We start from the raw sequence: 11,698 nt of genomic DNA on the forward strand, positions 1-11,698 counted from the left end.
TTACATCTGAGCTCTCCGCTCACTAAGAGCGCTCAGATAACAAAGCCCAGCTAGGAAAGTTTCCTGGCTGGGCTTTAATCATTTCGGCCGAAAGGTGCAGAATCGGTATCCTAGACTAGTTGCCAGTACCCGTACGCAAAGGAGCTTCACCATGGTTGATCACGCACGCGCCGCGCGCATGGCAAAGCGCATTCAGACAATCGTTGCCAGCGCTATTGAACGCCAGATTAAGGATCGTCGCCTTGAGCTTGTGACTATCACGGATGCCCGCGTTACGGGTGACCTGCACGATGCCACCGTGTACTACACGGTGCGCGGCGCGGATATCGAATCCGAGCCGGATTACGATCAGGCTGCCGAGGCTCTCACGCGAGCTAAGGGGCAGTTGCGCAAGATCGTGGGCGACGAACTGTCGGTTCGCTTTACGCCGACGCTGTCCTTTGAGCTTGACACTGTCCCCGAGGCGTCCGCTCACATGGAGGATTTGCTCGCCCGCGCCCGTGCCCGCGATGCGGAGTTGGCCAAGTTGAAGGAAGGCGCGCAGCCGGCTGGTGATGCGAATCCGTACAAGACCTCGGATAAGGAAGAGGACTAAGTGTCACGAACCAACTACGAAGCCGCAGTTGATGCTCTGGTGCAGGCCAGCAGTATTTGCATTATCACGCACTTGCGCCCAGACGCCGATGCTGTCGGCTCTGCGGCGGCCCTCACCTTGGCGCTGCGCCAGCGCGGGAAGCAGACCCGCACCGTGATCGGGCAGCGCCGCGATATTTCCGCCAACCTATTCTCCATTCCTACCGTGGACGAGATTGAGTTGGTGGATGAGCTTCCGCAGGGCTACGACCTTTATGTCACTGTGGACTGTGGCTCGATAGAACGGACAGGTTCGGTAGCGCAGGGGCTCGAGAAAATGGCCGCCGTCGGCCGCGTCCTATGTATCGATCACCATGCTTCTAACGACGGCTTTGGTGCCATCAACGTGGTGGATCCAGTGTGTGAGTCCACCACGGTGGTTCTGCTCGATATCCTGGATAGGCTTTCCATCCAGATCGATCGCGTCATCGCGCACTGCCTGTACGCGGGCCTTGTTACCGATACCGGTAACTTCCGGTGGGGCCGCCCAGCGATGCATGATATCGCTGCGCGCCTGATGCTCTATGGGCTCGACACCAAGCAGATTGCGCTGGAACTCATGGACTCCAGCACGGCCGATGACCTGCAGATGATCGGACGTGTGCTCTCAGGCCTCAGAATTGAGGAAGCAGGGGAGCACCGCCTGGCGGTTCTCTTCGTGCCGCATGAGGAAGTCGCGTCTCATGCCGATTCCGCTATTGAGTCTTTTGTCGACTATGTCCGCGCATTGAAGGGCACTGACATTGGAGTGGTCTTCAAGGAACAGGCGCCCAATGTGTGGGCAGTATCTTTGCGTTCCTCTGCGGTCAACTGCGCCGAAGTGGCCCTCACCTTCGGCGGCGGTGGGCATGTTCCGGCTGCTGGCTATACCGCGCACGGAACGCCCGAGGAGGTTATCGCGCAGCTGGTAGGTGCGTTGTCCTAAATGGCTTCCGAGCAACCAGTCAAGGTTTCTGCCGCGGAGGTTTTCCGCCTCGCTGTGCCCGCTCTGGGCGTTCTCGCGGCGATGCCGCTTTATTTGCTCCTGGATACCGCGGTGGTGGGTCGGCTTGGAGCGGAGGATTTGGCCTCGCTGGGAGCTGCGGCCACGCTACATTCCGTGGTCACGACCCAGCTGACCTTCTTGTCTTATGGCACGACCGCGCGAGCCTCTCGTTTATTCGGTGCGGGTAAGCGGGAAGAGGCCGTGGCGGAGGGTGTGCAAGCAACGTGGGTTGCCGTGGGCGTGGGGTTGGTGCTCGCTATCATCATGTGGCTCTTTGCCGGCGTCTTTGCGCTGTGGTTGACTGGCAATCCAGATACGGCGCGGGGGACAGCACAGTGGCTGCGAATCGCGGCCGTCGCTATTCCTTTTACCCTCATCAACATGGCTGGCAACGGCTGGATGCGCGGTGTTCAAAACACCCGCAAGCCTCTCTACTTCACCCTTGCAGGTATGGTTCCTGGCGCCATCGCGGTGCCTATTTTCGTGCACTTCTGGGGTCTGCCGGGCTCAGCTCTGGCCACGGTGCTGGGCATGGGGATCATCGCGGCGTTCTTCGTGGCGGAGCTGCGCCGCGAGCATGCCGGTTCGTGGGAGGTCCGCTGGAGCGTTGTGCGTCGGCAGCTCGTGTTGGGGCGTGACCTCATCGTGCGTTCGTTGAGTTTCCAAGTGGCATTTTTGTCGGCGGCAGCGGTGGCCTCGCGTATCGGAACTGCCCAGTTGGCTGCGCATCAAATCATGATGCAGATGTGGAACTTCCTGTCTCTCGTTCTGGATTCCCTCGCTATCGCTGCCCAAGCATTGACCGGCGCGGCATTGGGGGCAGGGTCAGCGCGCTATGCCCGCACGGTGGGAACCAAGGTGACGCTCTACTCGACGTCTTTCTCCCTCGCGCTCGCAGCGGTACTAGGCCTCGGCGCCGGTGTCATTCCGCAGATTTTTACTACGAGCCCGGAGGTCCTCGAGGTCATTTCCGGCCCGTGGTGGGTTATGACTTTCCTCGTCATTATTGGCGGCGTCGTTTTCGCCCTAGACGGCGTTCTCCTAGGCGCTGGGGACGCAGCCTTCCTCCGCACGCTCACCCTCGCATCGGTGCTCTTGGGCTTCCTCCCCGGTGTCTGGTTGGCCCTGGTTTTCGGCACCGGCCTGACCGGGGTGTGGGGCGGAATCGCCGCGTTCATCCTCATCCGCATGGTGGGCGTGGTGTGGCGCTTCTACTCAATGCGGTGGGCGCAGGTTTAGCCCTGTGGTAAAAGTAGAGAGAATGTTTGTGTGAAGGAGGCGCTATGACCACGTTGTGGGCTGTCTCCGATCTCCACGCGGCGGTGCGAGTCAACGGGGACCGTATCGAGGAACTCGTTCCGCCGAATCCGAATGACTGGTTGATTGTGGCGGGCGATGTGGCCGAGCGCATTGACCTTGTCATCAACACCTTGGCGCGGCTGAAAAACCGCTACGCCACCGTGATTTGGGTGCCCGGCAATCACGAACTCTTTTCCCGCGGCCAGGACGCGTATCAGGGACGTGAAAAATACGATCGGCTCGTGGAGGGCTGCCGGGAGATTGGCGTGGTTACCCCAGAAGATCCTTTCCCGGTTTTTGGAGGGGTTACTGTCGTCCCGCTTTTTACGCTGTATGACTACAGTTTTCGTCCGCCGGGAACAACGGTAGAGCAGGCGCTCGCGAGCGCGAAGCAGAAGCAGATCATCATGACCGATGAATTTGCTATCGCCCCGTTCGTCGATGTCCGCGCGTGGTGCTGGGACCGCTTGGCGTATTCCATCAAGCGCCTATCACGGGTTGAGGGCGAGACCGTCCTGATCAATCACTGGCCACTGGTGCAGGAGCCAACCTTGTACCTGCGCTGGCCCGAGGTGGCGTTGTGGTGTGGAACCCGCCACACGCGTTCCTGGCCGCGGCGCTACAACGCCAAGGCGGTCATCTACGGTCACCTCCATATGCCTAACCGAGCCAACATTGATGGAGTAGACCACATTGAGGTGTCTTTGGGCTATCCGCGTGAGTGGCAAGCGCACGGACATCTCCAGCCGTGGCCATATCCGGTGCTGAGTATCGATGCGAAGACAGGGAGGGCAGAGCATGCTTGAGCCTTCCCTCTTCCCGGAGTCAGCGCGATATTGCTATGTGCGTACAGACGAGTCGATGACCGATCTGCTCAATTACAACCACCTATCCCCGGAGGAGCGCTCCGTGGTCTCCCAAGCCGTGGACGTGCGCAAGTCCGAATTTGGGGATGCACGCTGGTGTGCCCACCAAGCCTTGAAGGAGCTCAACTACACCGACAATGAGCCGATTCTGCGCGGCGAGCGAGGCATGCCGCTGTGGCCGGAGGGCTATACCGGATCGATGACGCACACCGAAGGCCTGCGTGCAGCGGTAGCAGCGCCAACCACCCACGTGCGCTCGATGGGGCTGGATGCCGAACCCGCGGAGCCTTTGCCGGAGCATGTGCTGACGATGATCGCTCGGCCGGGGGAGATGCCGCAGCTGGCTCAGTTACAAGCGGCGGGTATTTCCTGTCCGGACCGCCTGTTGTTCTGTGCCAAGGAGGCCACCTACAAGACCTGGTTTCCCATGACCCGGCGGTGGCTTGATTTTGACCAAGCGGAAATTGACCTGCGCCTAGACGGAACGCTCGTCTCTTACCTCTTGGCACGGCCGACTCCAGTGCCGTTTATTACGGGGCACTGGATCATCCGGGATGGCTATGTCATCGTTTCTGCTGCCGTTCCAGCGCTCAATTTTGACAGGTAAACCGGGTCACTAAAGCGTCGAGGGCCGCGCGACGAAAACCGTGGCTAAGCGCTTGCCCTTCTCCTTGATCAAGGCAATTGACCGTCCCTGCGGATCGACGGCCGCGTACGTGCCTTTCAGCCCACGCGGCTCCAGCCATTTGCCCATAGCCAGAGCCTGGGCCTCATCATCGGTGACTTCTAAAACCGGATAGCTGCGAGTGAGAGCCTCATCGAGACTCAGGGACAGCGTCGGGGAGTCCTCGAGAGCAGAGAGGGGGAGGGCGTCGTCAAGCGTGAAAGGGCCCACCTCCGTGCGGCGCAGCGCGGTAAGGTGCCCGCCGACGCCGAGGGCTTCACCCAGATCCCGAGCCAGCGAGCGGATGTAGGTTCCCGAAGAACACGCGACCGACACGTCTAAATCTACGAATTCGCCGCAGCGCCGCGTATCGAGGATATCGAAGCGGCTGACCGTTACTGGGCGCGCGGGGATCTCAACCTCTTCGCCTGCCCGCACCCTTTCGTGCGCGCGTTTACCATCGATCTTGATAGCGGAGACCGCTGCCGGCCGCTGCAGAATATCGCCGGTCAGCGCAGCAACCTCGTGCGCAATGGCAGAATCTTCCACACTGGTTGCCGGTTTGCCCCACGTAGCTTCACCTTCCGCATCGTCGGTGTGGGTAGCCATGCCGAGGCGAATCGTGGCGTCGTAGGCCTTGGTGGAGGCCACCATGTGCGCGAGGAACTTGGTGCCACGTTCGAGGCCTACAACGAGCACTCCCGTGGCCATCGGATCAAGCGTGCCCGCGTGGCCCACCTTGCGGGTGCGGAAGAAGCGGCGGAGTTTTCCCACGACGTCGTGCGAGGTCATGCCGGCGGGTTTGTCGACGACCACGAGGCCGGAACGTTCGAGCGGATCAGTCATGCCCTGCAGTCTAGGGCACCGGCTGCGGTGGGATAGCATGGTGGCCGTGGATATTTGGTACGGAATCAATAGCATCCCCGCTGACCTTGGTCCGACATCAGTGACGATTGGTGTCTTCGATGGCCTGCACCGCGGACACCAACAGTTGGTCACAAAGGCCGTCGAGCATGCGCGCACGCATGGCCAACGCCCAATGATGGTGACCTTTGATCCGCACCCAGTCTCCGTGTTCTTGCCGGAGCGCGCGCCGCTCTCCGTGATTACTTTTGAGCGCCGCATGCAGTTGGCGGAAGAGATGGGCATCGAGGCCGTGCTCGTCATCGACTTCACCGAGGAACTCCAGGGCGTCGAGCCGCGCGAGTACGTGACGGAACTCCTGGTGGGGCGTTTGCACACAGAACACGTCGTGGTGGGGGAGAACTTCACCTTCGGCGCAGGTGCATCCGGCACCGCGGAGGCGCTAGCGAAATTCGGTGCCGAGTTCGGGTTCGACGTTGACATCGTGCCTTTGCTTGACGACGAGGGCGAGCGCATCTGCTCCACCAATATCCGCGCCGCTCTTGCTAAGGGCGATATTGCGCGCGCCAATTGGGCGCTGGGACGCCACTTTACGGTGACCGGGCCCGTTGTGCGCGGTGCAGGACGCGGCGGAAAGGAGCTTGGTTTCCCGACCGCCAACCAGTATTTCCCGGAATCCGTCGCCATCCCGGCCGATGGCGTCTACGCGGGCTGGTTCGTGGTTGAACCCACCGGCGCCCCTCTGGAAGGTGATATGGAGCCCGGCGTTCCTTATCCCGCAGCCATTTCGGTAGGCACCAACCCTACCTTTGGTGACGAGGAGCGTTCGGTGGAGTCCTTCGTGCTGGACCGCGACGCTGACCTCTACGGCCACGAAGCCACCGTGCATTTCGTCGACCACGTGCGTGACATGGAAAAATTCAACTCCGTGGAGGAACTCCTGACAGCTATGGAACGTGACGTTGCCCGAGTTCGTGAAATTCTTGCCCGCGAGGTTTAAATGAAGATCATCCTCGACCTTGATACCGGAATTGATGACGCCCTTGCGCTCGCCTATGCCTTAGCGCACCCCGATCTCGAGCTGATCGGGGTTACGGGTACCTATGGAAACGTTCCGGTGGCGTTGGGCGTGCGTAACTCGCTGGCGTTGCTCGAGCTTCTCGACGCCGAGGATGTCCCCGTCTTCATCGGTCCGACGCGGCCGGGCTTCAATGTTGCTCCCATTTCTGCTTTCATCCATGGCCGCAATGGCCTTGGGGAAGTACTTCTGCCTCCGCCGCGCCGCAAGGCATACGAGGATGCAGTGGGCTTTCTTATCCGTTCGGTCCGTGAGTATGGCGAGGAACTGGTTATCGTGCCGACGGGGCCGTCGACAAGCATTGCAGCCGCCATGCGCAAAGACCCGGGCTTTGCCCGCAACGCCCGCATCGTGATGATGGGTGGGGCTCTGACCGTGCCCGGGAACGTCACTCCTTATGCCGAGGCCAACGTTTTCCAAGATCCCCAAGCCACGGACTATGTATTCCGCCATGCTCAGGACCTCACGATGGTGGGGCTCGATGTCACGCTGCGCACGTTGCTCACCAGGGAGCACACGCAACAGTGGCGAGGAACGCGGACGGGCCAGATCTACGCGGACATCGTGGACTATTACATTCGCGCCTATAAGACGACCTCTCCGCACCTTGGCGGTTGCGGGCTCCACGACCCTTTAGCGGTAGCTGTGGCTGCCGATCCCTCGCTGGTCACCTGCCTCGACCTCAATCTGCGGTGTGAGGATAGTGGCCGCACGATCGGTGACCCGGAACGCTTGGATAACCCCACCACCCGTGTGGCCGTTGCGGTGGATGACGCGCGCTTTGTTGATGATTTGATGTCGAAGCTGGGCAGCCTCTATACTTCTACTTCGGCTTGCTGACTGCGGTCCACAGTAGTCACTGGCAGCGCCTCACGGCGCAACATTTCATGTGGACTGAAATACAATAGGAGATTTTCCATGGCTTTGAGCACCGAGAAGAAGGCTGAAATCCTCAAGGAGTACGGCCTGCACGAGACCGATACCGGTTCCCCGGAGGCACAGGTTGCGCTGCTGACCTCCCGCATCAACAACCTGACCGAGCACCTCAAGGATCACAAGCACGATCACCACTCCCGCCGTGGTCTGTTGCTGATGGTTGGTCGCCGCCGTGGCCTGCTGAAGTACCTGGCCGCTAACGACGTTGACCGTTACCGCGACCTGATTTCTCGCCTGGGTCTGCGCCGCTAAGCGCTTAACTTTTGGCCCCCGCACCTTGTGTGCGGGGGTTTTCTTGTCTCATCTGCTAAAATTCTTGGGCGTTGTCAGAAAACATCGAAGAAGAGGCGGCACCGAAGATCGCCATGACAGCTCCAAGGAGAGTTATATCCATGAGCGCTAAGAACGCTAAAAAGCAACCGAACAATTCCGTCGAGTTTCTTATCGACGACGATTACGGCATCACCGAGGCCATCGCCACCCTGGACAACGGCGATTTCGGCACTCGCACCATCCGTTTTGAGACGGGCCAGCTGGCTCGCCAGGCCGGTGGCTCCGTGACCACTTACCTGGACGAGGACACCATGCTGCTGTCCACGACCACCGCTTCTAACCAGCCGCGCGAAGGCTTCGACTTCTTCCCGCTGACCGTGGACGTCGAGGAGCGCATGTATGCCGCAGGTAAGATTCCGGGCTCCTTCTTCCGCCGCGAGGGGCGCCCTTCCACCGAAGCTATCCTGGCCTGCCGCCTCATCGACCGCCCGCTGCGCCCAACCTTCGTGAAGGGCTTGCGCAACGAGGTTCAGGTCGTTGTCACGGTCCTCTCCATGGATCCGGAGGAGTACTACGATGTCGTCGCTATCAACGGCGCTTCTGCCTCCACACAGCTCTCTGGCCTGCCTGTATCCGGCCCGGTGGGCGGCGTGCGCATGGCGCTGATTGCTGATGATAGGCACCCGAAGGGCCAGTGGGTGGCCTTCCCGAACAACGAGCAGCACGAGCGTGCTCTCTTCGAGATGGTCGTTGCCGGCCGCGTCGTGAAGAAGGGCCGCAAGGACGACGTAGCCATCATGATGGTCGAGGCTGGCGCTGGTGTGAACGTAGCCGAACGCATCAAGGAAGGCGCACCGGCTCCGCAGGAGTCCACCGTGGCTGAGGGCTTGGAGGCTGCGAAGCCTTTCATCAAGTCCCTGTGTGAAGCGCAGGCAGGTCTGGCGGAGCGTGCAGCCAAGGAGACGCAGGAGTTCCCGCTCTTCCCGCCTTACGGTGATGATGTTTACGCGGCCGTTGAAAAGGCAGCCGCCAAGAAGCTGGAGAAGCTCCTCACCATCCCGGGCAAGCAGGACCGCGATGACGCCACTAACGAGTTCATGGAGCAGGTCGAGGCTAAGCTCGTCGAAGACTTTGACGACCTCGACGAAGCCGATGCATCCAAGCAGATCCGCAATGCTTTCAACGCCGTGATGAAGGACATCGTGCGCACCAAGATCCTCACCGAGGGTTTCCGCATCGATGGCCGTGGTGTGACCGATATCCGTGACCTCGGCGTGGAGGTTGACCTCATCCCGCGTGCTCACGGTTCCTCCCTGTTTGAGCGTGGCGAGACCCAGATCCTGGGTGTGACCACCCTGGACATGCTGAAGATGGAGCAGCAAATTGATTCCCTGACTCCAGTGGAGTCCAAGCGCTACATGCACCACTACAACTTCCCGCCGTACTCCACCGGTGAGACCGGCCGAGTGGGCTCCCCGAAGCGCCGCGAGATCGGCCATGGTGCGCTGGCCGAGCGCGCCCTGCTGCCGGTGATCCCCTCCCGCGAGGACTTCCCGTACGCCATCCGCCAGGTGTCTGAGGCCCTTGGTTCCAACGGCTCTACCTCCATGGGCTCCGTCTGTGCGTCCACCCTGTCCCTCTACAACGCGGGCGTTCCGCTGAAGGCTCCGGTGGCCGGTATCGCCATGGGCTTGGTTTCTGGTGAAGTTAACGGCAAGGAAAAGTTCGTGGCGCTCACCGATATCCTCGGTGCTGAGGATGCTTTTGGCGATATGGACTTCAAGGTCGCGGGTACCTCCGAGTTCATCACCGCCCTGCAGCTGGATACCAAGCTGGATGGCATTCCTTCGCACGTGCTTGCCGACGCCCTCGAACAGGCCCGCGACGCCCGTGCCGCCATCCTCGACACGATGTCTGAGGTCATCGAGGGTCCAGACGAGATGTCTGGCCTGGCTCCGCGCATTACCTCGGTGACTATCCCGGTGAACAAGATTGGTGAGCTCATTGGCCCGAAGGGCAAGACCATCAACGCCATCACGGAGGAAACCGGTGCCGATGTTTCCATCGAAGAAGACGGCACGGTTTATATCTCTGCGGCTACTGGTGAGGCTGCTGAGGCCGCAATCGACCGCGTGAATAGCATCGCTAACCCGCAGCTGCCGAAGGTGGGTGAGCGTTTCCTTGGCACCGTGGTGAAGACCGTGGCTTTTGGTGCCTTCGTTTCCCTGACTCCGGGTCGTGACGGCCTCGTACACATCTCGAAGCTGGGTGGCGACGAGCGCATTGAAAAGGTCGAAGACGTCGTCAACGTTGGAGATAAGATTCAGGTGGAAATCGCCGACATTGATAACCGCGGCAAGATCTCCCTGGTCCCTGTCGAGGAGGATTAATCTCCAGACTAGCTAGGACTGTTAGGACCTCCTAGAACAAGGGCCCTGTAACCCAGGAATTAGCTGGGGACAGGGCCCTTATCGTTTCACCACACGTCAAACCTGGAAGTCGAGAACTAGGCGTTTGGGGTCCTCCAGGAAAATCACTGAGTACGGTGTCTTCTTCTGTAGTCCAATGATCAATTGGGTTTGTGCCTCGAATGAGGTCGTGTATACGACTTCGCTCACCACACCAGTACCGGGAGTAGTTCCTGGCTTCATATACCTTTCTTCGAGATCGGCTGTGGAAGGCCACGGAGTTCCTTCGATCCCCAGATTGAGAAAAGTGTTTCCCTTTACTTCGACTGGATGACCTGATGCCTGCTGACGAGGATCGTCGGTATAGGCGGTGAACCAGCCGGGCTCACCTTCTCCCTCGAGGTCAACCACCACCCGCGTGAAACCGTCGTGAGCGCCTACGCGCACGCCCGTCGGAATGAGGCCGCCCAACCGATCTGGCATGTGGTGTTGGTCATCAATCGCAGCCGTCCCCATACCCGCAAAGGCAGCAACATTGGCATCCTGTTGTGAGGGAGCATTCTGCGTGTCACTGGACGGCGGCTCCGGCCCATCGATAGCAGCGGAGCTAGACGGAATTTCACTGAACTGCGGTGTCGGAGTCGTGTCTGACCCACGCTCCGCGCATGCAGTTAGAGGCATTACGCATAGGGCGCTAACGGCTGCGATGATAGCGACGGAAGAAGGTAAGTGTGACATTCTTTATTCTCTATTTCTTGAGCTGTACCAGTTGGATGAGGTTGCCTACGGTGTCATCGAAGACGGCGATGATGGAGGGGCCGACGTCGGTCGGCACCATAGTGAAATGCACTCCCACTTTTCAGTGAGCTCGCTATATTCTCGCTCCACGTCTGCGGATAGGAACTGGGTGACAGGGACACCATCAGCCTTGAGTGCTGCTGCGTAGTCCTTGGCCGCGGAATGGGCCTTGGGCTCGAGCAGGAGCTCCATATCCCCTTGGCCTTCCGCATTGGTGACCGTGAGCCACCGAAAGTCTCCGTGGGTTACATCGTCCTTGACTCGAAAGCCGAGCGTATTGACATAGAAGTCGTGAGCGAGGGCAACATCATCGACGGGTACTGAGGCAATGTAGATCTGCATTCACTCCATCCTAACCGGCATGACTAAGTCCAGCCGGTCCCAATGGCAACAGTTGGGGCGAGCCTGACTGGGCTTCGGCAGTGCAGTCGTCGTCTGTGACGACGGTGGTTGTGTTCCTGGTTTCTTGGGTTCTTTCCTTTCTGCTGGATTGGTGTCGTCGTTTTATTCGACGGGGTGGGGTCAAGGTTTAGAAGGGGATGTCGTCGGTGCTGGCATCTGTGTCGGTGTTGTCCGCGTCCTCGGCTTCGGCTTGGGCTTGGGCTTGGGCTTGTTGTTGTGCGTAGTCGTCGAGTTCTTGTTTGAGGTATTGGGCTTCCTCGCGGATGCGTTTCCTGGTGGCGGTGATGTGTTGGGCGACTGTTTGTGCCCACCGTTTCTGCTTTGGTGCTAGCGGCCCGTCGGCTTCGGTAATAGTCCAGGTGCCATCCTCAAAAAGCCAGATGACATCCCCGCTGTAGGGGTCCAGCAGGTATTTAAGGGTGCCATCGGTTTTCATGTTGTGATGGCTTTGGCATAAACACGCCAGGTTCTTCGGGTGGGTTGGCCCGCCTT

The 11,698-nt window shown here is 59.9% G+C and carries 13 protein-coding genes; 9 read left to right on the top strand and 4 right to left on the bottom strand.

What is annotated here, in order from left to right; all coding sequences use genetic code 11:
• Positions 1-151 precede the first annotated feature (151 nt).
• Genes rbfA through HMPREF2635_RS10505 form a run of 5 tightly spaced genes read left to right on the top strand, consistent with a single transcriptional unit; the run spans position 152 to position 4,390 of the window.
• A complete protein-coding gene (gene rbfA, locus HMPREF2635_RS10485; RefSeq protein WP_046648080.1) occupies positions 152-595 on the top strand; it encodes a 30S ribosome-binding factor RbfA in 444 nt (147 codons plus the stop codon).
• The gene (locus HMPREF2635_RS10490; protein ID WP_046648081.1) at positions 596-1,558 is read left to right on the top strand and encodes a DHH family phosphoesterase; all 963 of its coding nucleotides are present in this window, start codon (positions 596-598) and stop codon (positions 1,556-1,558) included.
• Positions 1,559-2,857, top strand: coding sequence for an MATE family efflux transporter (locus tag HMPREF2635_RS10495; RefSeq protein ID WP_046648083.1), 1,299 nt, complete (start codon positions 1,559-1,561; stop codon positions 2,855-2,857).
• Between the two features lie 44 nt (positions 2,858-2,901).
• Positions 2,902-3,723, top strand: coding sequence for a metallophosphoesterase family protein (locus HMPREF2635_RS10500; RefSeq protein WP_046648084.1), 822 nt, complete (start codon positions 2,902-2,904; stop codon positions 3,721-3,723).
• Positions 3,716-4,390, top strand: coding sequence for a 4'-phosphopantetheinyl transferase family protein (locus HMPREF2635_RS10505; protein ID WP_046648085.1), 675 nt, complete (start codon positions 3,716-3,718; stop codon positions 4,388-4,390). Before HMPREF2635_RS10500 ends, HMPREF2635_RS10505 begins: the two co-directional genes overlap by 8 nt.
• Before the next feature lie 9 nt (positions 4,391-4,399).
• Here HMPREF2635_RS10505 and truB read toward each other — a convergent pair whose 3' ends face one another.
• On the bottom strand, positions 4,400-5,293 hold the full coding sequence (gene truB / locus HMPREF2635_RS10510; protein ID WP_046648086.1) for a tRNA pseudouridine(55) synthase TruB: 894 nt from the start codon (positions 5,291-5,293) through the stop codon (positions 4,400-4,402).
• Positions 5,294-5,330: 37 nt separating this feature from the next.
• Between truB and HMPREF2635_RS10515 the strand changes: the two genes are divergently transcribed.
• The 4 genes from HMPREF2635_RS10515 to HMPREF2635_RS10530 all read left to right on the top strand — a co-directional run bounded on the left by HMPREF2635_RS10515 (position 5,331) and on the right by HMPREF2635_RS10530 (position 9,988).
• A complete protein-coding gene (locus HMPREF2635_RS10515) occupies positions 5,331-6,311 on the top strand; it encodes a bifunctional riboflavin kinase/FAD synthetase (RefSeq protein WP_070821724.1) in 981 nt (326 codons plus the stop codon).
• Positions 6,312-7,229, top strand: a complete 918-nt coding sequence (locus HMPREF2635_RS10520; RefSeq protein ID WP_070681981.1) for a nucleoside hydrolase — start codon at positions 6,312-6,314, stop codon at positions 7,227-7,229.
• Between the two features lie 78 nt (positions 7,230-7,307).
• A complete protein-coding gene (rpsO, locus tag HMPREF2635_RS10525; RefSeq protein ID WP_010190317.1) occupies positions 7,308-7,577 on the top strand; it encodes a 30S ribosomal protein S15 in 270 nt (89 codons plus the stop codon).
• A 140-nt stretch (positions 7,578-7,717) separates the two neighbouring features.
• Positions 7,718-9,988 carry a polyribonucleotide nucleotidyltransferase gene (locus tag HMPREF2635_RS10530; protein ID WP_070681979.1) on the top strand — a complete coding sequence of 757 codons (2,271 nt, stop codon included), beginning with the start codon at positions 7,718-7,720 and terminating at the stop codon, positions 9,986-9,988.
• Between the two features lie 96 nt (positions 9,989-10,084).
• Here HMPREF2635_RS10530 and HMPREF2635_RS10535 read toward each other — a convergent pair whose 3' ends face one another.
• The 3 genes from HMPREF2635_RS10535 to HMPREF2635_RS10545 form a co-directional block, all read right to left on the bottom strand.
• Positions 10,085-10,687: an AMIN-like domain-containing (lipo)protein gene (locus HMPREF2635_RS10535; RefSeq protein WP_232751665.1), complete on the bottom strand. Its 603-nt coding sequence runs from the start codon at positions 10,685-10,687 to the stop codon at positions 10,085-10,087.
• 102 nt (positions 10,688-10,789) lie between these two features.
• Entirely contained in the window at positions 10,790-11,146 is a 357-nt protein-coding gene (locus HMPREF2635_RS10540) for a VOC family protein (protein WP_369816035.1), read from the bottom strand.
• Between the two features lie 187 nt (positions 11,147-11,333).
• Positions 11,334-11,698, bottom strand: a 365-nt coding sequence (locus HMPREF2635_RS10545) for an HNH endonuclease signature motif containing protein (RefSeq protein WP_141761707.1), incomplete at its 5' end; no start/stop codon positions are given.

The organism is Corynebacterium sp. HMSC035E02, assembly GCF_001836065.1.
Classification (GTDB): domain Bacteria; phylum Actinomycetota; class Actinomycetes; order Mycobacteriales; family Mycobacteriaceae; genus Corynebacterium; species Corynebacterium hiratae.

Excerpts from the sequence above, each read along its gene's own strand:
- rbfA (WP_046648080.1), top strand. The coding sequence starts at position 152 with ATGGTTGATCACGCACGCGCCGCGCGCATGGCAAAGCGCATTCAGACA.
- HMPREF2635_RS10495 (WP_046648083.1), top strand. The coding sequence starts at position 1,559 with ATGGCTTCCGAGCAACCAGTCAAGGTTTCTGCCGCGGAGGTTTTCCGC.
- HMPREF2635_RS10500 (WP_046648084.1), top strand. The coding sequence starts at position 2,902 with ATGACCACGTTGTGGGCTGTCTCCGATCTCCACGCGGCGGTGCGAGTC.
- HMPREF2635_RS10505 (WP_046648085.1), top strand. The coding sequence starts at position 3,716 with ATGCTTGAGCCTTCCCTCTTCCCGGAGTCAGCGCGATATTGCTATGTG.
- truB (WP_046648086.1), bottom strand. The coding sequence starts at position 5,293 with ATGACTGATCCGCTCGAACGTTCCGGCCTCGTGGTCGTCGACAAACCC.
- HMPREF2635_RS10515 (WP_070821724.1), top strand. The coding sequence starts at position 5,331 with ATGGTGGCCGTGGATATTTGGTACGGAATCAATAGCATCCCCGCTGAC.
- HMPREF2635_RS10520 (WP_070681981.1), top strand. The coding sequence starts at position 6,312 with ATGAAGATCATCCTCGACCTTGATACCGGAATTGATGACGCCCTTGCG.
- rpsO (WP_010190317.1), top strand. The coding sequence starts at position 7,308 with ATGGCTTTGAGCACCGAGAAGAAGGCTGAAATCCTCAAGGAGTACGGC.
- HMPREF2635_RS10530 (WP_070681979.1), top strand. The coding sequence starts at position 7,718 with ATGAGCGCTAAGAACGCTAAAAAGCAACCGAACAATTCCGTCGAGTTT.
- HMPREF2635_RS10535 (WP_232751665.1), bottom strand. The coding sequence starts at position 10,687 with ATGCCTCTAACTGCATGCGCGGAGCGTGGGTCAGACACGACTCCGACA.
- HMPREF2635_RS10540 (WP_369816035.1), bottom strand. The coding sequence starts at position 11,146 with ATGCAGATCTACATTGCCTCAGTACCCGTCGATGATGTTGCCCTCGCT.